We start from the raw sequence: 20794 nt of genomic DNA on the forward strand, positions 1-20794 counted from the left end.
TCGGACTGGGCGGTCTGTCATCGAGGTGGCGCGTGACGCGGCTCGTCCACGTGCCGCCGTCGGACTGAATCCCCGTCATTCCGGCCGTCGACGGGGTGTGGCGCTTCCGCGAACGTCTTGCTTTGCTGCGGTGCTGTGGTGAACGCCACGTGGCCGCGTGAAGTCTTCACACGTGGCCCGCGGTCCCGTCACGCGACCCACACGGCGCGCTGGCCGCCCCTTCACACCGGCCCGTGCACCGGCCTCCTCCGCCCTCAGGGACGGCCCGTCCCGGCCCGGCGCTAGCCCGGCCGAGTCACCCTGACCACCCGGACGCGGCGGTGGCCGTGCGAGCCGTGGCCGTCGACCGCACGATGGGCCGTGCTGCCGGCCGGCGGCCCGAGCCGGCACCGGTCGGATGCTAAGGAGGCGCCCGCCATGGGTGAGCTGTACATCGACGGGAACTGGACGACCGCCGCCGGCGGAGGGCGGCGTGAGGTGATCAATCCGTTCGACGCCTCCGTCATCACCACCGTCGACGAGGCCGACGCCTCCGACGTGGACAAGGCCGTGCGGGCCGCCCGTCGTGCCTTCGCCGAGGAGGAGTGGGCCAACGCGCCCACCCGGCACCGTGCCGACCTGCTGATGCGGGTGCACGACCTGCTGCTGCGGGACATCGACCAGATCGCCCGCACCGAGACCCTCGACACCGGAAAGACGCTTGCCGAGGGCCGCTTCGACGTCGAGGACGTCGCCAACGCCTTCCGCTACTACGCCGAACTGGCCGGCAAGGACGGCGGACGCGTCGTCGACGTAGGGCCCGACGTGCTCAGCCGCGTCGTCTACCAGCCGGTCGGAGTCTGTGCGCTCATCGCGCCGTGGAACTACCCGCTGCTGCAGGCCTCGTGGAAGGTCGCGCCCGCGCTGGCGGCCGGCAACACCATCGTCCTCAAGCCCAGCGAGATCACCCCGCTCACCACCATCGCCCTGTTCCGGCTGATCGAGGAGGCCGGCGCCCCGCGGGGCGTCGCCAACCTCGTCCTCGGCTCCGGCGCGACCGTCGGCGCCGCCATGACCTCCCACCCCGAGGTCGACCTGGTGTCCTTCACCGGCGGCCTGGCCACCGGGCGCGCCATCATGGCCGCCGCGGCCGAGGGGCCGAAGAACATCGCCCTGGAACTCGGCGGCAAGAACCCCAACATCGTCTTCGCGGACGCCGACTTCGACGCCGCCGTCGACTACGCGCTCGACGCGGCCTTCCTGCACGCCGGCCAGGTCTGCTCCGCCGGGTCACGCCTGCTCGTGGAGGAGTCCCTCCACGACCGGTTCGTCGAGGCCTTCGCCGAGCGCGCCCGGCAGATCCGCCTCGGCAACGGTCTTGAGGAGGGCACCGAGAGCGGTCCGCTCAGCTCCGCCCAGCACCGGGAGAAGGTCGAGAGCTACATCGCCCTCGGCAAGGAGGAGGGAGCCCGGCTCGTCACCGGCGGCACCCGCCCCGACGACCCCGCCCTGAGCCGCGGCTACTTCCTGCTGCCGACGATCTTCGCCGACTGCGACCGTTCCATGCGCATCGTGCAGGAGGAGGTGTTCGGGCCGGTCGTCACCGTCGAACGGTTCCGCACCGAGGACGAGGCCGTGGAACTCGCCAACGACACCCGTTACGGACTGGCCGGCGGCGTCTGGACCAGCGAGGCCAGCCGCGCCCAGCGCGTCGCGCAGCGGCTGCGGCACGGCACCGTCTGGATCAACGACTTCCACCCCTATGTGCCGCAGGCCGAATGGGGCGGCTTCGGACGCTCCGGCGTCGGGCGCGAGCTCGGGCCCACGGGCCTGCGCGAGTACCAGGAGGCCAAGCACATCTACCAGAACCTCGACCCGGGACCCTCCGGCTGGTTCAAGGGCGACCGCGGCGGCAACTGAGCCGCCCCCCTCACGCCGGACGCCGGCCCCACCACGGTTCCGAAGAAAGGCAGCCCATGGCCTCCACCACCCCTCACGGCGCGGAGTCGGACTACGACTACGTCATCGTCGGCGGCGGCACCGCCGGCTGTGTGCTCGCCGCCCGCCTCAGTGAGGACCCCGACAGCCGCGTCTGCGTCATCGAGGGCGGACCCAGCGACGTCGGTGACGACCGCATCCTGCGCCTGCGCAACTGGATCAACCTGCTCGGCTCCGAGTTCGACTACGGCTACACCACCGTCGAACAGCCGCGCGGCAACTCCCACATCCTGCACTCGCGGGCCCGCGTCCTCGGCGGCTGCTCCTCCCACAACACCCTCATCAGCTTCCTGCCGCTGCCGCAGGACCTCGACGACTGGGTGGCCGCCGGCTGCGCCGGCTGGGACCCGGGCACGATCCTCCCGTACCGCGACCGGCTGCAGACCAACATCGTCCCGGTGGCGGAGGCCGACCGTAACCCGATCGCCAAGGACTTCGTCACCGCCGCCGCCCGCGCCACCGGCGTCCCCGTCGTCGACGACTTCAACGCCGAGCCCTTCGCCGACGGCACCGGCTTCTTCTCCCTCGCCTACGAGCCGGAGGGCAACAAGCGCTCCTCCGCCTCCGTGGCGTACCTGCACCCGGTCCTCGACCGCCCCAACCTCACGCTCATGCTGGAGACCTGGGCGCACCGGCTGCTCACCGACGAGAAGGGCCGGCTCACCCGGGTCGCGGTGCGCGGCGCCGACGGCGAGCCCGCCACCGTACGCGCGAGTCGTGAACTGCTGCTGTGCGCCGGGGCGATCGACACCCCGCGGCTGCTGATGCTGTCCGGCATCGGACCGGCCGACGACCTGCGGCGCCTCGGCATCGACGTGCACATCGACCTGCCCGGCGTGGGTGAGAACCTGCTGGACCACCCCGAGTCGGTGATCGTCTGGGAGACCCGCGGCCCGCTGCCGCCCAACTCCGCGATGGACTCCGACGCCGGTCTGTTCCTGCGCATGGACAAGAACCAGCCGCGGCCCGACCTGATGTTCCACTTCTACCAGGTGCCGTTCACCGTCAACACCGAACGGCTGGGCTACCCGGTCCCCGAGCACGGGGTGTGCATGACGCCGAACGTGCCCCGCGCCCGCTCCGTCGGCCGTATGTGGCTGCGCAGTTCCGATCCCTCCGAGAAACCCGCCCTGGACTTCCGCTACTTCACCGACCCCGAGGGCCACGACGAACGCACCGTCGTCGAGGGGCTCAAGGTGGCCCGCGAGGTCGCCGCGACCGATCCGCTGAAGGACTGGCTGGTCCGCGAGGTGGCGCCCGGCCCGAACGTCACGTCGGACGCCGACCTGTCGGAGTACGGCCGCCGCGTCGCCCACACCGTCTACCACCCGGCGGGCACCTGCCGGATGGGCGCCGCCGACGCCCCGATGGCCGTGTGCGACCCGGAGATGCGGCTGCGCGGCGCCGAGGGCGTACGTGTCGTCGACGCGTCGGTGTTCCCGACGATGCCCACCATCAACCCCATGGTGACGGTGCTGCTCGCCGCCGAGCGCGCGGCCGACCTCATCCTCAGGCGTCCCGGTCCGGCCGGGCGGTGACGCGGTGACCGTTCCGCGGTCCGCCGTGACGAGGGACCACGCCCGCGGCACGTGTGCCGTGGTGACGTCGGGCCCGCGGGGTATACGCGCCTCGGTGGCCGGATGCCGTCCGGGCGCCCGCGCCGCGGACCGGACATCCGGTACGACGGCTGGCAGCCGAGGCCGAGAAGGAGTACGACGTGTCGAACGTTGGTGAGATGGGCCCCAGACCGCCGGAAGAACTGCCGTCCGGCGACGAGACGGCCGGCCAGGTGCGCCTCAAGCCCGTCGTCTTCTTCGGGGCGGCCATCTTCGTCCTCGCGATCTCCCTCTGGGCGATCATCACCCCGTCCGGTGCCGAGGACACCATCGGTGTCGTCGTCAGCAAGATCTCCCACTGGTTCGGCTGGTACTACTTCCTCGCGGCGACCCTGTACCTGCTGTTCGTCGTCTTCATCGCCGCGTCCAAGTACGGCACCATCAAGCTCGGCCCCAAGCACTCCAAGCCCGACTACGGCCTCTTCACCTGGGGGTCGATGCTGTTCGCGGCGGGCATCGGCATCGACCTGATGTTCTTCTCCGTGTCGGGCCCGGTCAGCCACTACCTCGCGCCGCCCGAGGGCGACCCGCAGACCCTGGAGGCCGCCCGGGAAGCGGTCGTCTGGACGCTGTTCCACTACGGCATCACGGGCTGGGGCATGTACGCCCTGATGGGCATGGCGCTCGGCTACTTCTCCTTCCGCTACAAGCTGCCGCTCGCCATCCGCTCCGCGCTGTACCCGATCATCGGGCGCCGCATCCACGGCCGGATCGGCGACACCGTCGACCTCGCCGCCATCATCGGCACCGTCTTCGGCATCGGCGTCACCCTCGGCATCGGCGTGGTGCAGCTCAACTACGGCCTCAAGGCGCTCTTCGACATCCCCGAGGGACTGACCGCGCAGATCGCGCTCATCGTCATCGCGGTGGGCATGGCCACCGTCTCCGCGGTGTCCGGCGTCGACAAGGGCATCCGCCGGCTGTCGCAGCTCAACATCCTGCTGGCCGCCCTGCTGATGTTCTACATCCTCGTCGTCGGCGAGCCGTTCCGGCTGCTCAACGCCATCGTCCAGAACGTCGGCGACTACGTCAGCGGCTTCCCGTCGAAGACGCTGAACACCTTCGCCTACGACCAGCCCACCGAGTGGCTCGACGCGTGGACGCTGTTCTTCTGGGCCTGGTGGGTCGCCTGGGCGCCGTTCGTCGGGCTGTTCCTGGCGCGCATCTCCCGCGGCCGAACGCTGCGCGAGTTCGTCGCGGCGACGCTGGTCATTCCGTTCCTCTTCACCGGGCTCTTCCTGGCGATCTTCGGCAACAGCGCCCTGTTCCTGGTGCGCGACGGCAACACCGAGTTCGGCGAGACCGCCATGAACGTCCCCGAGCAGGGCTTCTACACCCTGCTCGAGCAGTTCCCCGGCTTCATGTTCAGCGCCGGCCTCGCCACCTTCGTCGGCCTGCTGCTGTACGTCACCTCCGCCGACTCCGGCGCCCTGGTGATGGGCAACCTCAGCGCCGACCTGCCCACCCCGATGACCGACGCGCCGACCTATCTGCGCATCTTCTGGGCGGTGGCGACCGGTTTGCTCACCCTCGCGATGCTCATCGTCGGCGGTGTGCAGGCACTCACCAACGCCACCATCATCATGGGCCTGCCCTTCTCCTTCGTGATGTTCCTGATCATGGCGGGGCTCTATCTCGCCCTGAGAACCGAGCGGATGAAGGTCGAGGCACGGGTCACCACGCTGCCCGGCTCCCTCTCCGGACGTACGGTGCACCAGGGTCTGCACGGCGCACCGAACTGGCGGCACCGGCTGGCCCGCGCCATGTCGTTCCCCGGCCGGAGGGCCGCGGAACGGTTCGTGGACCAGGTCGCCCGGCCCGCCTTCGAGGAAGTGGTGCACGAACTGCAGCAGCAGGGCGCCGAGGCGGAGAAGATCGAGGGGACGGTAGAGGAGAACGGCCTCACCCACGTCGGCCTGCGCGTCCCGGTCGGTGAGGGTGACGTGTTCCTCTACGAGGTGTGGCCCGTCGAGCGCCCCACCCCCGCCTTCGCCACCCGGTCGGTCGAAGGGCGCGACACGTACGTGCGGTTCGAGGTCCGTCTCGCCGAGGGCAACCAGGACTACGACGTGATGGGCTACACCAAGGAGCAGCTCATCGCCGACGCCCTCGACCAGTACGAGCGGTATCTGGAGTTCCTGCGCGTGCGCCACGACGCGTCCACCCGCTCCAGCCTCCCCGACCACCGGCCGGACGCACCGGACGCGCATCTGCCGGAGGAGTGAGCGGGTCGACTCCCTGGTACGGCGCGACGTTCCGCACTGCCGCCCGTCCTGCTCAGCCGGTGACGGGCGGCAGTTCCGCCTGCGGGGCGAGACGGGTGAGGTCCGGGTCGCCGAACTCCTCGCGCAGGGCCTCGAAAGCGGTCACCTTCTCCTCGCCGAAACGGCGGACGTGCGCGGCGTAGGCGTCGGGGGTGAGGAACCGGTGGGGGTGCGACTTGGAGTGGAACTTGTCCGCGTACATCACCAGCCGCTCCTCCGGCGTCTCCGCGAGATAGTCGGCGGGCGGGACGGGGAGGTTCTGGCGTACGACGTCCTCCCGGGTCAGGCCGACGCCGGTGTGATGGGAGCAGAAGCGGCAGAGGGCGGCGGGGTAGCCCTCGCTCTCCAGGAGCTCCTGGCCCAGCAGGCCGTGGCGAATGTAGTTCTTGTGGTCGAGCCGTCCGTCCTCGTCGTAGAGGCGGTAGACGCCGATGTCGTGCAGGAGGCAGCCGGCCCGGACCAGTTCGGCGTCGAGGTGGGCGAGGCGCGGTGACGCCAGCAACTGCTCGGCGACCCTCCAGACGAGCTCGCAGTGCCGGTGGACGGAGGCGAACGCCTCGGCCGTCGGCGCGTGCTTCTCGTGCAGCGCCCGGATCTCTTCTGGTCCCGGAATCCTCACCTGGGGAGCGTAACAACCGCAGGTGGGAGGGGGGAGTTCCCCAGCGCGGCGGGGGGCTCGTGCAGGCGGGGAGTTCCCGGCTCCGGCGTTTTCACGCGATCCGGTGATTACGGGCGAAGCGGGCACGCGGTGGTCGTGCGGGCCGTTCGACGGGGTGACGGGGGCGATGGTCGCCTCCGCGGGCCAGTGAGACAGCAAGACGGGGGAGGCACCATGAGCCTGCAGTTCCTGCGCAACGCCGACGGCACGGTCACCGGACGCAACGACACCAACGGCTTCACCGTGACCCACGCCGACGAGGAGGAGGTGAAGCGGCAGCTCTACGAGGACGCGGGATGGGAGTACACGCCCCCGCCGCCCCCGGTCCCGCCGGGACACCACCGCTTCCTGCTGGTGCACGAGGAGGACGACGAGGACTGCGGCTTCGGGGACGAGCGCTACGCGGGGCTGCGGGCGAGGCCGCCCGAGGGATGCGTGCCGGTCGACCGCGGCTGCTTCGCCTTGGAGTGCGAGCGTCCGGGAAGGACGCTGCTGGACGCCGTCGCCGGCACGGTCGCGGTGGTACGGCGCGAGCACGGGGTGGTGATGAACGGCGTGGGGGTGGCCGGCAGACCGGGGGAGTGGCCCGAGGCCGGCGTCGACACCGACTCCGGGGACGGTGACGCGGCTGCGGCTCTGGCGCACCTGGTGCTCACGGCCGCCCACCGGTCGAGACGGCTCGGGTACGGGCGGAAGGAGCTGGTGCGTCTGCTGGACGCCTCGGGGATCGAGTGACCGGGCGGCTCGCGTGCCGGCCGGCGGAGGTCAGCTCGCCACCAGTTCCCGCCGCGCCCGTCGCTCGACGGTCACCGGGACCGCCCGCGTCGCCCGGTGCGCGCGGAACAGCCACAGCACGTCCCGGCCGAACGACCACACCAGCAGGCCGAGGGCCAGCGCCACGACGCCGACGTTCACCACGTGGGGGAGGTACGCGGAGGCCGCCACCAGCAGCAGCACGCCCTGGAGCGCCGCGACCGTCTTGCGGGCCGTGCTCGGCGGGAGCGGCGCGGTCAGCCACGGCCATACCCGGGCGGCGGCGACGAACGCGTAGCGCATGGCGCCGATGAGCAGCACCCAGGGGCCCATCGCCGTCGACACGTACACGCTGAGCACCAGGATCAGGAACGCGTCGACCTCCATGTCGAAGCGGGCGCCCAGCGCTGTGGAGGTGCCGGTCCTGCGGGCGACCTTGCCGTCGACGCCGTCGAGGATCAGGGCCACGGCCGTCAGGCCGACGAACAGGGAGACGGGAGGTGAGTCCTGGAACGAGTCGGCGACCAGTGCGGTCACCCCGCCGACGAGGGTGGCCCGGCCGAGGGTGACCCGGTTCGCCGGACCGAAGGTGCGCGACCCCGCCCGGTGCAGGGCCCGGGACAGCACCGCCCAGGTGGCGATCGCGAACGCGAGGCCCGTGGCCCAGCCCGCGGGGCCCATGCCGATCGCGGTACCGATCAGGGCCAGCAGCAGGATCTGCACGCCCGCTCCCACAGCGGTCTCCTGCTGGACGAGCCTCGCGTCGTACGTGTTGTTCAGGGCCACCGAACACCCTCCGGCCGTGTGACAGAGTCGATCAACGCCGCTACCTTGTGCGCGGCCTGTGCACCACTCCGTACGCGCGCAGGTTCCCGATCGTTCAGGAGGACTTCGATGAACCGCGCCGCACGTGCGTTCTGGCTCGACTCACCTGGCCGGGGGGAGATCCGTGAGGTGGACCTGCCGGACCCGGGCCCGGACGAGGTCGTGGTGCGCGCCCTGTACTCGGGGGTCAGCCGGGGCACGGAGACGCTCGTGTTCCGAGGCGGGGTGCCGGAGAGTCAGCACACCGCGATGCGGGCGCCGTTCCAGGAGGGCGACTTCCCAGGGCCGGTGAAGTACGGCTACCTGAGTGTCGGCGTGGTCGAGGAGGGGCCTGACTCCCTCACCGGACGGACGGTGTTCTGCCTGTACCCGCACCAGACGCGGTACGTGGTGCCGGCGGCGGCCGTGACGCCGGTGCCCGAGTCGGTGCCGGCGGGGCGGGCGGTGCTCGCCGGGACGGTGGAGACCGCCGTCAACGCCCTCTGGGACGCGGCGCCCCTGGTCGGCGACCGGATCGCCGTGGTCGGCGGCGGGATGGTCGGCTGCTCGGTGGCCGCGCTGCTCGCCCGCTTCCCCGGAGTGCGCGTCCAGCTCGTCGACGCCGACCCGGCGCGGGCGAAGACCGCCGAGGCCCTGGGCGTGGGCTTCGCCCTGCCGGCGGACGCCGACGGGGAGTGCGACCTGGTGGTGCACGCCAGCGCCAGCGAACAGGGGCTCGCCCGCGCGCTGGAGCTGCTGCGGCCCGAGGGCACGGTGGTCGAGCTCAGCTGGTACGGCGACCGGAGGGTGGGCGTGCCGCTGGGCGAGGCGTTCCACGCGCGGCGGCTCACCATCCGCGGCAGCCAGGTCGGCACGGTCTCCCCGGCCCGCGCGCACCGTAGTTACGGGGATCGTCTCGCGCTCGCCCTCGACCTGCTCGCCGACCCCGCCCTCGACGCCCTCGTCACCGGTGAGTCGCCCTTCGAGGAACTGCCCGACGTGATGCCCCGGCTCGCCTCCGGGGACATCCCCGCGCTGTGCCACCGGGTGCGGTACGACGGCCCCGGAGCGGGCACACACGCCTGACCTGAGAAAAGACACGACAGACGCTGAACGCGGGAAGGAAGTCAGCCGTACTACTCGACATCCCCGCCTCTCAGACCGGCGGGGAACAGACGCGCCGCACCTGGAGGGTCGTCCGTTGTTCAGCATCACCGTCCGCGATCACATCATGATCGCCCACAGCTTTCGCGGCGAGGTCTTCGGACCGGCCCAGCGCCTGCACGGGGCCACGTTCCTCGTGGACGCCACCTTCCGGCGCGAACAGCTGGACGAGGACAACATCGTCGTCGACATCGGCCTGGCCACGCAGGAACTCGGGGCCGTCGTGGGAGAGCTGAACTACCGCAACCTCGACAACGAGCCCGACTTCGCCGGGGTGAACACGTCCACCGAGTACCTGGCCAAGGTCATCGCCGACCGGCTCGCCGAGCGCATCCACAAGGGCGCGCTCGGGGAGGGAGCCAAGGGCATCGCGAAGATCGCCGTCACCCTGCACGAGTCGCACATCGCCTGGGCGAGTTACGAGCGTGCGCTGTGACCGACACGACCATCGACATGACCGGGACGACGACCGACAGGACGCTCGGCACGACGACCAGGACGGCAGGCCGCAACGGCGCCGGGCGCCTGGACTACGTGCCGGTGCAGGCGTCCTTCCGGAAGAACGGCGGGATCATCCCCATGTCCCTGCGCTCCGTGCACTTCGTGATGCCGGGCGGGGTCGACGACCGGTCCGCCCCGAGCGGCGGCAACGCCTACGACCGGCGCGTGTGCCTGGACCTGCCCGGCTTCGGCTGGCAGGCGCACCGGCACCCGGTCGCCGGCGACTGGCCCCGCCCCGACGCGGCCGCCCGCGACGAACTCGCCCGCACCCTGCGGGAACTGCCCGACGGCGCGGTCGTCCTGCTCGACGGACTGGTCGCCTGCGGGGTGCCGGAGGTCATCGTGCCGGAGGCGGAGGAGGGGCGCCTGCACATGGCGGTGCTCGTCCATCTGCCGCTCGGCGACGAGACCGGCCTCGACGCGGACGTCGCCGCCGGACTGGACGCCCGCGAGCGCGAGGTGCTGCGCGCCGTGCCGGCGGTCGTCGCCACCAGCGAGTGGGCGGTCCGCCGGCTCGTCTCCCACCACGGGCTCGCCCCCGAGCGGGTCCATGTCGCCGCCCCCGGCGCCGACATCGCGCCCCTCGCCCCGGGCACCGACGGCGTCTCGCACCTGGTGTGCGTCGCCGCGGTCACCCCGCGCAAGGGCCAGCACCGGCTGGTGGAGGCACTGGCGACGGTGACCGACCTGCCGTGGACCTGCTCCCTGGTCGGCGGCCTCGGACACGACCCCGAGTACGTCGCCCACCTCCGCGGCCTCGTCCGCGAACACGGCCTGGAGGACCGGCTGGAGCTGACCGGCCCCAAGTCCGGCGCCGAACTCGACGCCGCGTACGCCGCCGCCGACCTGATGGTCCTCACCTCCTACGCCGAGACCTACGGCATGGCCGTCACCGAAGCCCTCGCGCGCGGTGTCCCCGTGCTGGCGACCGACGTCGGCGGACTGCCCGAGGCCGTCGGCCGCGCGCCCGACGGCGGGGTGCCCGGCATCCTCGTGCCGCCGGAGAACCCGGCGGCGATCGCCGCCGAACTGCGCGGCTGGTTCGGCGAGGCCGACGTACGGCGGCGGCTGAAGGCGGCCGCCCGCGGTCGGCGCGCCGCGCTCGGCGGCTGGGCCAGCACCGCACAGAGCCTCGCGGGAGTCCTGCGCCGGCTCCCCACCGCGTCCGGGAGGGCGGCATGACACGACCGACCACCACTCAGCCCGCCGCCGCGATCCCGGCCCAGCCCGGACCCCGGGACGTCACCGGCGCGGCGACCGCGACCCCTGGGGGCGACATGGCAGCCACCGGTTCCACGGACGGCGCGACGGTCATCCCCGGCGCCGGACCCGCCGGACCCGCCGGACCCCGCCCTGGCGAGCGGGCCACCGTACGGCTGCGGGACACCGGCGAGGAGGAGCCGCCCCGCTACGCTCCCGAGTGGCTCCAGCTGCGCGAGCCGGCCGACGCCGCCGCCCGCTCCTACGACCTGCTGGACCCGCTGCGGATCCGGCTCGCCAACCGGCCCGGGCGGGCCGGAGCCGGGCTCGTCGTGCACGACATCGGCTGCGGCACCGGCTCCATGGGCCGCTGGCTGGCGCCCCGTCTGGACGGCACCCAGCACTGGGTGCTGCACGACCGCGACCCCTATCTGCTGCACTTCGCCGCCGTCGCGTCCCCGCGTTCCGCCGCCGACGGCAGCCATGTCACCGTCGAGACCCGGCGCGGCGACGTCGCCCGGCTCACCCCGGACGCGCTGGCCGGCGCCTCCCTCGTGACGGCGTCCGCCCTGCTCGACGTCCTCACCCGCGAGGAGGTCGGCACGCTCGCCGCCGCCTGCGCCGGAGCCGGCTGCCCCGCGCTGCTCACCCTGTCGGTGGCCGGACGCGTGGAACTGACGGAGCCGCATCCGCTGGACGCGGAGATCACCGAGGCGTTCAACGCGCACCAGCGCCGCGGCGGACTCCTCGGCCCGGACGCGGTCACGGCCGCCGCCGAGGCGTTCACCGAGCATGGCGCGACCGTACGGCTCAACCCCAGCCCGTGGCGGCTCGGCCCGGAGGAGGCCGCGCTCACCGAGCAGTGGTTGCGCGGCTGGGTCGGCGCGGCGGTCGAGGAGCGGCCGGAACTGGCCGAGCGCGCCGGCGCCTACCTGACCGAGCGGCTGGAAGCCTGCGCCGCGGGGAAGCTGCGGGTGGTCGTGCACCATACCGACCTGCTCGCCCTGTGCCGCCCGGTGGACGGCGGCGCATGAGCACGCACACGGGGGAGGCGGCCGAGGCGGAAGCGCCCGCGGAACGACGACCGTCGGACGGGGGTGGCGTGCGCCGTGTGCTCGGCCGGCTGGGCAGTTCCGCCGTGCGCACCCGCCTCGGCACGCTCGCCGGTGTCGTCATCCTCGCCGTGCTGTTCTGGCGGCTCGGCACCGGCGCCTTCGTGGACGGGGTGCGGCGCATCGACGCGGCCACGCTGGCCGCCGCACTCGGCATCGGCCTGGTGACCACCGTGTTCAGCGCCTGGCGCTGGGCGCTGGTGGCGCGCGGCATCGGCATCCGGCTGCCGTTCGGCGCGGCCGTTGCGGACTACTACCGCGCGCTGTTCCTCAACGCGGCACTTCCCGGTGGTGTGTTGGGCGACGTGCACCGGGCCGTGCGGCACGGGCAGGACGCCGGTGACCTCGGGCGGGGCGTCCGGGCGGTGGTGATGGAGCGGACCGCCGGGCAGCTCGCGCTGTTCGCCGCCGGGGGAGTCGTCCTCATAGCCATGCCGTCCCCGGTCCGCGACGAGATGCGGGCAGCCGCCCCCTTGGCCGGGCTCGCACTGGTGGGCGCCTGCGCGGTGGTGCTGGCTTTGCGGATGAACCGGCCGTCCGGGCGGAAGCCCCGTGCGGTGCGCGGGATGCTCGGCGAGGCGCGACGGGCGCTGTTCTCGCGGACCGCCGCACCGGGCGTCCTCGTGTCGTCCGTCGTCGTGCTCGCCGGATACGTGGCCATGTTCGTCCTCGCCGCGTACGTCGCCGGTGCCGGGGCGTCGGTGGCGGAGCTGCTGCCGCTCGCCCTGCTGGCCCTGCTCGCGATGAGCCTGCCGCTGAACGTGGGCGGCTGGGGGCCGCGGGAGGGCGTCGCCGCCTGGGCGTTCGGCGCGGCGGGGCTCGGCGCGGGACGAGGGCTGACGGTCGCCGTGGTGTACGGGGTGCTCAGCCTCGCGGCCAGCCTGCCGGGAGCGGTCGTGCTGGTGGCCCGGTGGTACGCCGCCACCCGGGACCGCAGAGCCACCGGCCCCGGGCAACTCGCGGAGAAGGCGCGCCCCGTGGAAGAAGCCCGCCCCCGCCCGTTCGACCGGAGCGCAGCGGCCCCGGTCGTCCGGATTCCCGCTCAGCTGTCGGAGGTGAGGAGCGAGAAATACGCGCCGAAGGAATCCGCGAGGCTCGCGAGAAGTTCCTTGCCCTTTTCCGCGGTGCCCAGCGAAGGCCGGCCGATGACGCCGGAATCCGTATAGGCGGACATTCCGGTGGTGAGCAGATGACGCCGGTCGTCCGAAACGTGGTCGGACGTCTCGTAACCGGGACGGAGAACCTCGGGAGAAGTGTGCAGAAGAATGGACGTCTCGATTTCGCCCGCGTGCATGTCCGTCAGCAGCGACGTGACGACCCCGGCGTGTTCCCGTGCCGCCTCCCAGTCCTCCGGGGCGGGGAAGAGCGCCATCCGCTCACCGCGCGCGGAGGCCTCCTGGACGACGTTGCCCAGCACGTAGTTGCCGCCGTGCCCGTTGACCAGCACCAGCGTGTCGACGCCCGAGCGGCGCAGCGAGTCGGCGATGTCCCGCACCACGGCGTGCAGGGTCACGGCGGAGATGGACACCGTGCCCGGCCAGGCCGCGTGCTCGTGCGAGCAGGAGACGGTCACCGGAGGAAGGAGGTGCACGGGGTAGGAGCCGGCGACCGCCCGTGCGATCGCGCAGGCGACCACGGTGTCCGTCGCCAGCGGCAGGAAGGGACCGTGCTGTTCATGACTTCCGACCGGAAGTACCGCGATCTGACGTGAGACGCCGGCTCCCCGCGTCCGTACATCCTCTGTAGTATCCGCCGGCAACAGACCGTGCACCGGGCCGTATGCCGCCGACCGCTCGTGTGAACCACCCATATCCGTCACGGCCTTTCGTCTCTGCTTAGGAACTCGAGAATCATGACAGAAAAAATAGGCGTACTCGGCAAGCAGCCTCAGCGGCGGACCGGTGTGGAACGCGTCGTGAATGCGCCGCTGCCCACCGTGTACGGAAAGTTCCAGGCGATCGGTTACCTGGACCACGACCGCGGTGACGAACAAGTGGCCCTGGTCCATGGCGACCTGGGCGCGGACCGGGTGCTGACCCGACTGCACTCGGAGTGCCTCACCGGCGACGCCTTCGGCTCGCAGCACTGCGAGTGCGGCGACCAGCTGGCCGCGGCGCTGCGCGCGGTCGTCGCCGAAGGGGCGGGCGTCGTCGTCTACTTGAGGGGCCACGAGGGCCGCGGCATCGGTCTGCTCGCCAAGCTGCGCGCGATGGCGCTCCAGGCGGAGGGCCTGGACACCGTGGAGGCGAACCTGGCGCTCGGACTGCCGGTCGACGCCCGCGACTACGCCGTGGCCGCCGGGATGCTGAAGGACCTGGGTGTGCGGTCGGTGCGGCTGATGTCCAACAACCCGCGCAAACGCGAGGCGTTGGTCCGGCACGGCGTGGAGGTCGACGAGCAGGTGCCGCTGCTGATCGAGCCGTGCGAGAGCAACATCACCTACCTGCGCACCAAGCGGGAGCGGCTCGACCACCACCTTCCGCACCTGGACGCGGTGGGGCACCTGTCCTGACGCCCCGTCGGCCGGAGCAGCCGTCGCCGTGCGGAGGTCAGTCGGCGAGTGCCTCGTGCACCAGCCCTTTGAGGTCGCGGTAGACGGCGTGGGAGGACCTGGGCCGCACCTGTGTGTAGAACTGCACGGTCAGGTCGCGGCCGGGGTCGACCCAGAAGGTGGTGGTGGCCACCCCGCTCCAGCCGTAGGCGCCGAGGCCGGACGGCTCGCGGGTGCGTGACGGGTCGACGACCACGGAGACGCCGAGGCCGAACCCGACGCCCTCGTTGCCGCGGTCGTCGTGCGGGGGCGCGCCGACGGTGCGCAGATCGGCGCCGCCGGGCAGGTGGTTGCGGGTCATCAGGGCGACCGTCTCCGGGCGGAGCAGCCGGGTGCCGTCGAGTTCGCCCTGCCGGCGCAGCAGTTCCATGAAGCGGTGCATGTCGTGCGCGGAGGCGACCATGCCGCCGCTGCCGGACAGGAAGCGGGGGCGGCCCCGCAGCGGCAGCCCGTCGATCGGCTCGATGCCCCCGTCGTCCGTCTCGCCGTACAGCTCCGCCAGCCGTTCCGCCTGCGCGTCGGTCACCTCGAACCCGGCGTCCTCCATGCCGAGCGGCCGGAACACACGCTCGGCGAGGTAGGTGTCGAGGGGGAGCCCGGAGACGACCTCGATGATCCGGCCGAGCACGTTCGTGGCGACCGAGTAGTTCCACCGCGTGCCCGGGTCGAACTGCAGCGGCAGGCTCGCGTACACGTCCGTCGTCCCGGCGAGGTCGGTGCCGGGCGCCACCGACGAGTCCAGCCCGGCCGCGCGGTACAGGGCGTCGACCGGATGGGCGTGGTAGAAGGCGAACGTCAGCCCGGCGGTGTGCGTCATCAGATGCCGCACCAGCAGCGGGCCGTCCGCCGGGCGGGTGCGCACCTGGTCGCCCGAGCCGTCCACGTAGACGCGCGGCTCGGCGAACGCCGGCAGGTGGCGGCCCACCTCGTCGTCCAGGGACAGCAGCCCGTCCTCCACCAGCATCAGCGCGCCCACGGTGGTCACCGGCTTGGTCATGGAGTAGATGCGCCACAGCGTGTCGCTCTCCACCGGCAGCCCGGCCGCGAGATCCCGCGCCCCGTACGCCGTCAGATGCGCGACGCGCCCCGCGCGGGCGAGCGCGACCAGGAACCCGGGCATCTCCCCGCCGTCGACCCGGCGGGCCAGCTCCCGGTCGAGCCGCCCCAGAGCGTCCGGGTCCAGCCCCGCCTCGCCGGGATCGGCCTCCTGCCGCAGCACCGCCATCGCACACCTCCGGGGAACGCCGGCCCGGTGCGGGCCGTTGATCGAAGCATGACCCAGGACGCAGAACAGAACGCACTGCTCGCCCTGCTCACCGAGGGGCACGGCGGAGTGCTCGTCACGATCAAACGCGACGGACGGCCCCAGCTGTCCAACGTCATGCACGCCTACTACCCCGACGAGCGGGTCATCCGCGTCTCCCTCACCGACGACCGGGCGAAGACCCGCAACCTGCGGCGCGACCCCCGCGCGTCGTACCACGTGACCACCCCGGACCGCTGGGCGTACACCGTCGCCGAGGGCACCGCCGAGCTGACGCCGGTCGCGGGGCAGCCGTACGACGAGACGGTGGAGGAGCTGATCCGGCTCTACCGGGACATCAACGGGGAGCACGAGGACTGGGAGGAGTACCGGGCGGCGATGGTCCGCGACCGGCGGCTGGTGCTGCGGCTGCACGTCGACCGGGCCTACGGCATCCCGCGCCGGGGCGCCGGGGCCTGAACAGCGAGCCCCGGCGCACCCGGTCCGCGGTCAGGCGCCCACGTACTTCGCGAGGTGCTCGCCGGTGAGGGTGGAGCGGGCCGCGACCAGCTCGGCCGGGGTGCCCTCGAAGACGACCCGGCCGCCGTCGTGGCCCGCGCCGGGGCCCAGGTCGACGATCCAGTCGGCGTGCGCCATGACGGCCTGGTGGTGCTCGATCACGATCACCGACTTGCCGGAGTCGACCAGCCGGTCCAGCAGCCCGAGCAGCTGCTCGACGTCGGCGAGGTGGAGGCCGGTGGTCGGCTCGTCCAGCACGTACACACCGCCCTTGTCGGCCATGTGCGTGGCGAGCTTCAGGCGCTGGCGCTCGCCGCCGGACAGGGTGGTCAGCGGCTGGCCGAGGGTGAGGTAGCCGAGGCCGACGTCCGCGAGACGCTCGAGGATCTTGTGCGCGGCCGGCGTGCGGGCCTCGCCCTGCGCGAAGAACTCCAGCGCCTCGGCGACAGGCATCGCCAGCACCTCGGAGATGTCCCGGCCGCCGAGCCGGTACTCCAGCACCGCCGCGTCGAACCTGCGGCCGCCGCAGTCCTCGCAGGTGCTCGAGACGCCGGCCATCATGCCCAGGTCGGTGTAGATGACGCCCGCGCCGTTGCAGGTCGGGCAGGCGCCCTCGGAGTTCGCGCTGAACAGCGCCGGCTTGACGCCGTTGGCCTTGGCGAACGCCTTGCGGATCGGTTCGAGGAGACCCGTGTACGTCGCCGGGTTGCTGCGCCGCGAGCCGCGGATCGGGCTCTGGTCCACCGAGACCACGCCCATCTCCTCCGGGATCGACCCGTGCACCAGCGAGCTCTTCCCGGACCCGGCGACACCGGTGATCACGGTGAGCACGCCGAGCGGGACGTCCACGTCCACGTTCCGCAGGTTGTTCGCCGTCGCGCCGCGGATCTCCAGCGCCCCGGTCGGCTTGCGCACCGAGTCCTTCAGCGAGGCCCGGTCGTCCAGGTGCCGCCCGGTGACGGTGCCGCTGGCGCGCAGCCCCTCTACGGTGCCCTCGTAGCAGACGGTGCCGCCCGCCGTGCCGGCGCCGGGACCGAGGTCGACCACGTGGTCGGCGATCTCGACGACCTCCGGCTTGTGCTCCACGACCAGCACCGTGTTGCCCTTGTCGCGCAGCCGCAGCAGCAGTTCGTTCATCCGCTGGATGTCGTGCGGGTGCAGGCCCGCGGTCGGTTCGTCGAAGACGTATGTGACGTCCGTGAGCGACGAGCCGAGGTGCCGGATCATCTTCACGCGCTGCGCCTCGCCGCCCGACAGCGTGCCCGCGGGCCGGTCCAGCGAGAGGTAGCCGAGCCCGATCTCCACGAAGGAGTCGAGCGTCTGCCGCAGCGAGTCGAGCAGCGGAGCCACCGACGGCTCGTCCAGGCCGCGTACCCAGTCGGCGAGGTCCCGGATCTCCATGCGGCAGGCGTCCGCGATGGAGATGCCCTTGATCTTCGAGGAACGGGCGTGTTCGGCGAGGCGGGTGCCCTCGCACTCGGGGCAGGGGGTGAAGGTGACCGCACGCTCCACGAACGCCCGTACGTGCGGCTGCATCGCCTCCTTGTCCTTGGCCAGCATCGACTTCTGGATGCGCGGGATCAGACCCTCGTAGGTCATGTTGATGCCCGCGATCTTCATCCGGGTCGGCTCGCGGTGCAGCAGGTCGTGCAGCTCCTGCTCGGTGAAGTCGCGGATCGGCTTGTCGGGATCGAAGAAGCCGGACTCCGCGTACAGCCGGGTGTTCCAGCCGCCGCCGGTGAAGCCGGGGATGGTGAACGCGCCCTCGTTCACGGACTTGCTGTCGTCGTAGAGCTGGCGCAGGTCCAGGTCGGAGACGGTGCCGCGGCCCTCGCAGCGCGGGCACATGCCGCCCACCTTGTTGAAGGTGACCTTCTGCTTCTTGCCGCCGCCGACCTGGATCGCGCCCGCGGCCGAGACGGACGGCACGTTGAAGGCGAAGGCGCCGGGCGGGCCGACGTAGGGCTTGCCGAGGCGGCTGAAGAGGATGCGCAGCATGGCGTTGGCGTCGGTGGCGGTGCCGACCGTGGAGCGCGGGTCCGCGCCCATGCGCTGCTGGTCCACGCTGATCACCGTGGTCAGGCCCTCGAGGACGTCCACCTCGGGCCGGGACACGTTCGGCATGAACCCCTGCAGGAAGGCGCTGTACGTCTCGTTGATGAGGCGCTGCGACTCGGCGGCGACCGTGTCGAAGACCAGCGAGCTCTTGCCCGAGCCGGACACGCCGGTGAACACGGTCAGGCGGCGCTTGGGCAGCTCGACGCTGATGTCCTTGAGGTTGTTCTCGCGCGCCCCGTGCACGCGGATCAGGTCGTGGTTGTCGGCGATGTGTCCGCCCGGCCGCTGCGGGTCCGTGCTCGTGACCATGGTCGTGGTTCTCCATCCGTCGGGCGGGTCCGCCGTCGCGGCCCCCGCCGGCGTTCCCCGGCTCGGTCCGGCCGGCGGCAGGGTACGTCCGGCCGGCCCGTGGCGGCGCGCCCACGGCCGCGTCCCGGCCGGCCCGTACGGCGTCCCCCGCCCCGGGCGTCGCGCGCCGTCGCCAGCCTAGGCGGAGGGCTGCCGCCGGGGCTTCTCCATTACTGATCTGCCGCGGATGTGCGGCTGAGGCGCCGCCGGTAGGGCGAGGGGTGTGCCGCGCGGGGCCGGGGTGGCTGCTGGCGTGCCACCGTCACGTCTACGGTGCGGCGAGGGGCGCGTCCTGTCGGGGCAGGGCGGGGTCACCGTCGCGCCTGCGGTGCGGCCTGGGGCCGGGTCTCGCGGGGCCGGGGAAGCCGTCGTCACGTCTGCTGAACGGCGAGGGGCGCGTCCTGTCGGGGCAGGGCGGGGTCACCGTCGCGCCTGCGGTGCGGCCCGGGGCCGGGGAAGCCGTCGTCACGTCTGCCGAAGGGCGCAGGTGCGTCCCGTCGGCCGACGGAGGGCGTGTGGGTCGCACCGGGACCCTGTCAGGAAAAGGGCGGTCAGCCCGTCGGCCGCGTGTTCCATTCCGCGATCACCGGCCGTCCGTGCTCCAGGGACAGCCGGCTCAGCGTGCCTGTTTCCAGGCGGAAGAGGCGGCCGTGGGACGGGGGGAGGCCCAGGCGTCGCGCCGTGAGGACCCGCAGCAGATGACCGTGCGCGACCAGCATCACGTCCCCCTGGTCCAGCGCCCCGGCGACCCGCTCCAGCACCCGGTCCGCGCGGGCGCCCACCTGCTCCGGGGACTCACCGGGGAACTCCTCGCCCGGCGGCACCCCGTCGGTCCACAGGTCCCATGTCGGCAGGGTGGTGTGGATGTCGGCGGTGGTCACGCCCTCGTACGCCCCGTAGTCCCACTCCCGCAGGTCCGGCTCCGGCTCGGCGCCGGTGAGGCCCGCCAGTTCGGCGGTGCGGCGGGCGCGGGTCAGCGGGCTGGTGAGGACCAGCGCGAAGGCACGGCCCGCCAGCAGCGGCGCCAGCGACCGGGCCTGGGTCTCGCCGGCCGGCGTCAGCGGCAGGTCGGTGCCGCCGGTGTGGCGGCCCGCCCTGCTCCACTCCGTCTCCCCGTGCCGCGCGAGCAGCAGATCCCCCACGGGCCCTACGCCTTCTTCTCGACGGCGTGCCCGCCGAACTGGTTCCGCAGTGCCGCCACCATCTTCATCTGCGGCGAGTCCTCCTGGCGGGAGGTGAACCGGGCGAACAGGGACGCGGTGATCGCGGGCAGCGGCACCGCGTTGTCGATGGCCGCCTCCACCGTCCAGCGGCCCTCGCCCGAGTCCTCGGCGTAACCGCGCAGCCGCCGCAGGTGCTCGTCGTCGTCGAGGGCGTTGACCGCGAGGTCCAGCAGCCAGGAGCGGATGACGGTGCCGTCCTGCCAGGAGCGGAACACCTCACGCACGTTGTCCACCGAGTCGACCTTCTCCAGCAGCTCCCAGCCCTCGGCGTAGGCCTGCATCATGGCGTACTCGATGCCGTTGTGGACCATCTTCGCGAAGTGCCCGGCGCCCACCTTGCCCGCGTGGACGTACCCGTACGGGCCGTCCGGCTTGAGGGCCTCGAAGATCGGCTCGAGCCGCTCCACGTACTCCTTCTCGCCGCCGACCATCAGGGCGTAGCCGTGCTCCAGGCCCCACACGCCGCCGGAGACGCCGGCGTCGACGAACCCGATACCGCGGGCGGCCAGCTCCTTGGCGTGCTTCTCGTCGTCGGTCCAGCGGGAGTTGCCGCCGTCCACCACGACGTCGTCGTGCTTGAGGAGGCTCGCGAGGCGGTCGATGACCTCCTGGGTGGGGCCGCCCGCGGGCACCATCACCCACACCGCGCGCGGCCCCTCGAGCTGGTCGACCAGGTCGGACAGGTGCGGCACGTCGGACACCGCGGGATTGGTGTCGAAGCCGATGACGGTGTGGCCCGCGCGGCGCAGCCGCTCGCGCATGTTGCCGCCCATCTTGCCGAGACCAACAAGACCGATCTGCAT

The 20794-nt window shown here is 72.4% G+C and carries 17 protein-coding genes and 1 pseudogene; 11 read left to right on the top strand and 7 right to left on the bottom strand.

The genetic code is table 11. The features are described from left to right. The first annotated feature begins 417 nt into the window (after positions 1-417). The 3 genes from ACQY0Z_RS26800 to betT all read left to right on the top strand — a co-directional run bounded on the left by ACQY0Z_RS26800 (position 418) and on the right by betT (position 5818). The gene (locus tag ACQY0Z_RS26800; RefSeq protein ID WP_381726417.1) at positions 418-1899 is read left to right on the top strand and encodes an aldehyde dehydrogenase family protein; all 1482 of its coding nucleotides are present in this window, start codon (positions 418-420) and stop codon (positions 1897-1899) included. 56 nt (positions 1900-1955) lie between these two features. After that, a complete protein-coding gene (locus ACQY0Z_RS26805) occupies positions 1956-3515 on the top strand; it encodes a GMC family oxidoreductase (RefSeq protein ID WP_439812949.1) in 1560 nt (519 codons plus the stop codon). Positions 3516-3712: 197 nt separating this feature from the next. Then, a complete protein-coding gene (gene betT / locus ACQY0Z_RS26810) occupies positions 3713-5818 on the top strand; it encodes a choline BCCT transporter BetT (protein WP_189904085.1) in 2106 nt (701 codons plus the stop codon). 52 nt (positions 5819-5870) lie between these two features. Here the strand turns inward: betT and ACQY0Z_RS26815 are convergent, their stop codons facing one another. After that, entirely contained in the window at positions 5871-6476 is a 606-nt protein-coding gene (locus ACQY0Z_RS26815; protein WP_189904072.1) for an HD domain-containing protein, read from the bottom strand. 213 nt (positions 6477-6689) lie between these two features. Here ACQY0Z_RS26815 and ACQY0Z_RS26820 point away from each other — a divergent pair, with 213 nt between their 5' ends. Next, on the top strand, positions 6690-7250 hold the full coding sequence (locus tag ACQY0Z_RS26820) for a hypothetical protein (protein WP_189904071.1): 561 nt from the start codon (positions 6690-6692) through the stop codon (positions 7248-7250). Between the two features lie 30 nt (positions 7251-7280). On the opposite strand, the gene ACQY0Z_RS26825 is transcribed toward ACQY0Z_RS26820, so the two are convergent. Beyond that, positions 7281-8054 carry a CDP-alcohol phosphatidyltransferase family protein gene (locus ACQY0Z_RS26825; RefSeq protein ID WP_189904069.1) on the bottom strand — a complete coding sequence of 258 codons (774 nt, stop codon included), beginning with the start codon at positions 8052-8054 and terminating at the stop codon, positions 7281-7283. Between the two features lie 108 nt (positions 8055-8162). Between ACQY0Z_RS26825 and ACQY0Z_RS26830 the strand changes: the two genes are divergently transcribed. From ACQY0Z_RS26830 to ACQY0Z_RS26850, 5 genes and pseudogenes are all read left to right on the top strand, one after another. Next, positions 8163-9158 carry a zinc-dependent alcohol dehydrogenase gene (locus tag ACQY0Z_RS26830; RefSeq protein WP_189904067.1) on the top strand — a complete coding sequence of 332 codons (996 nt, stop codon included), beginning with the start codon at positions 8163-8165 and terminating at the stop codon, positions 9156-9158. 115 nt (positions 9159-9273) lie between these two features. Then, the gene (locus ACQY0Z_RS26835) at positions 9274-9672 is read left to right on the top strand and encodes a 6-pyruvoyl trahydropterin synthase family protein (RefSeq protein ID WP_028961366.1); all 399 of its coding nucleotides are present in this window, start codon (positions 9274-9276) and stop codon (positions 9670-9672) included. Positions 9673-9689: 17 nt separating this feature from the next. After that, positions 9690-10919, top strand: coding sequence for a glycosyltransferase family 4 protein (locus ACQY0Z_RS26840; RefSeq protein WP_381726450.1), 1230 nt, complete (start codon positions 9690-9692; stop codon positions 10917-10919). Beyond that, entirely contained in the window at positions 10916-11971 is a 1056-nt protein-coding gene (locus tag ACQY0Z_RS26845) for a class I SAM-dependent methyltransferase (protein WP_189904061.1), read from the top strand. Before ACQY0Z_RS26840 ends, ACQY0Z_RS26845 begins: the two co-directional genes overlap by 4 nt. Further along, positions 11968-12873 (top strand): annotated as a pseudogene (locus ACQY0Z_RS26850) (lysylphosphatidylglycerol synthase transmembrane domain-containing protein); the annotation flags it as partial. The gene ACQY0Z_RS26845 and the pseudogene ACQY0Z_RS26850, both read left to right, overlap by 4 nt. Positions 12874-13091: 218 nt before the next feature. Here ACQY0Z_RS26850 and ACQY0Z_RS26855 read toward each other — a convergent pair. Next, a complete protein-coding gene (locus ACQY0Z_RS26855) occupies positions 13092-13859 on the bottom strand; it encodes a creatininase family protein (protein ID WP_439812950.1) in 768 nt (255 codons plus the stop codon). Between the two features lie 42 nt (positions 13860-13901). On the opposite strand from ACQY0Z_RS26855, the gene ribA reads away from it, so the two are divergent. Further along, positions 13902-14561 (top strand): GTP cyclohydrolase II, encoded by a 660-nt coding sequence (ribA, locus tag ACQY0Z_RS26860; RefSeq protein ID WP_048458900.1) that lies wholly within the window; start codon positions 13902-13904, stop codon positions 14559-14561. Between the two features lie 37 nt (positions 14562-14598). On the opposite strand, the gene ACQY0Z_RS26865 is transcribed toward ribA, so the two are convergent. Next, positions 14599-15825 carry a serine hydrolase domain-containing protein gene (locus tag ACQY0Z_RS26865; protein ID WP_189904056.1) on the bottom strand — a complete coding sequence of 409 codons (1227 nt, stop codon included), beginning with the start codon at positions 15823-15825 and terminating at the stop codon, positions 14599-14601. Between the two features lie 48 nt (positions 15826-15873). On the opposite strand from ACQY0Z_RS26865, the gene ACQY0Z_RS26870 reads away from it, so the two are divergent. Further along, positions 15874-16323 carry a PPOX class F420-dependent oxidoreductase gene (locus ACQY0Z_RS26870; protein ID WP_189904054.1) on the top strand — a complete coding sequence of 150 codons (450 nt, stop codon included), beginning with the start codon at positions 15874-15876 and terminating at the stop codon, positions 16321-16323. 30 nt (positions 16324-16353) lie between these two features. Here the strand turns inward: ACQY0Z_RS26870 and ACQY0Z_RS26875 are convergent, their stop codons facing one another. From ACQY0Z_RS26875 to gnd, 3 genes are all read right to left on the bottom strand, one after another. Next, the gene (locus ACQY0Z_RS26875) at positions 16354-18729 is read right to left on the bottom strand and encodes an ATP-binding cassette domain-containing protein (protein WP_189904052.1); all 2376 of its coding nucleotides are present in this window, start codon (positions 18727-18729) and stop codon (positions 16354-16356) included. Between the two features lie 590 nt (positions 18730-19319). Beyond that, positions 19320-19910, bottom strand: a complete 591-nt coding sequence (locus tag ACQY0Z_RS26880) for a histidine phosphatase family protein (RefSeq protein WP_189904050.1) — start codon at positions 19908-19910, stop codon at positions 19320-19322. Between the two features lie 5 nt (positions 19911-19915). Continuing rightward, positions 19916-20794, bottom strand: a complete 879-nt coding sequence (gene gnd / locus ACQY0Z_RS26885; protein WP_189904048.1) for a phosphogluconate dehydrogenase (NAD(+)-dependent, decarboxylating) — start codon at positions 20792-20794, stop codon at positions 19916-19918.

Source organism: Streptomyces sp. P9-2, assembly GCF_051903975.1.
Taxonomy (GTDB): domain Bacteria; phylum Actinomycetota; class Actinomycetes; order Streptomycetales; family Streptomycetaceae; genus Streptomyces; species Streptomyces cellulosae.

Coding starts and splice junctions, on each gene's coding strand:
- ACQY0Z_RS26830 (WP_189904067.1), top strand. CDS start 8,163: ATGAACCGCGCCGCACGTGCGTTCTGGCTCGACTCACCTGGCCGGGGG.
- ACQY0Z_RS26820 (WP_189904071.1), top strand. CDS start 6,690: ATGAGCCTGCAGTTCCTGCGCAACGCCGACGGCACGGTCACCGGACGC.
- ACQY0Z_RS26840 (WP_381726450.1), top strand. CDS start 9,690: ATGACCGGGACGACGACCGACAGGACGCTCGGCACGACGACCAGGACG.
- gnd (WP_189904048.1), bottom strand. CDS start 20,794: ATGCAGATCGGTCTTGTTGGTCTCGGCAAGATGGGCGGCAACATGCGC.
- betT (WP_189904085.1), top strand. CDS start 3,713: ATGGGCCCCAGACCGCCGGAAGAACTGCCGTCCGGCGACGAGACGGCC.
- ACQY0Z_RS26845 (WP_189904061.1), top strand. CDS start 10,916: ATGACACGACCGACCACCACTCAGCCCGCCGCCGCGATCCCGGCCCAG.
- ACQY0Z_RS26800 (WP_381726417.1), top strand. CDS start 418: ATGGGTGAGCTGTACATCGACGGGAACTGGACGACCGCCGCCGGCGGA.
- ribA (WP_048458900.1), top strand. CDS start 13,902: ATGACAGAAAAAATAGGCGTACTCGGCAAGCAGCCTCAGCGGCGGACC.
- ACQY0Z_RS26875 (WP_189904052.1), bottom strand. CDS start 18,729: ATGGTCACGAGCACGGACCCGCAGCGGCCGGGCGGACACATCGCCGAC.
- ACQY0Z_RS26805 (WP_439812949.1), top strand. CDS start 1,956: ATGGCCTCCACCACCCCTCACGGCGCGGAGTCGGACTACGACTACGTC.
- ACQY0Z_RS26865 (WP_189904056.1), bottom strand. CDS start 15,825: ATGGCGGTGCTGCGGCAGGAGGCCGATCCCGGCGAGGCGGGGCTGGAC.
- ACQY0Z_RS26855 (WP_439812950.1), bottom strand. CDS start 13,859: ATGGGTGGTTCACACGAGCGGTCGGCGGCATACGGCCCGGTGCACGGT.
- ACQY0Z_RS26870 (WP_189904054.1), top strand. CDS start 15,874: ATGACCCAGGACGCAGAACAGAACGCACTGCTCGCCCTGCTCACCGAG.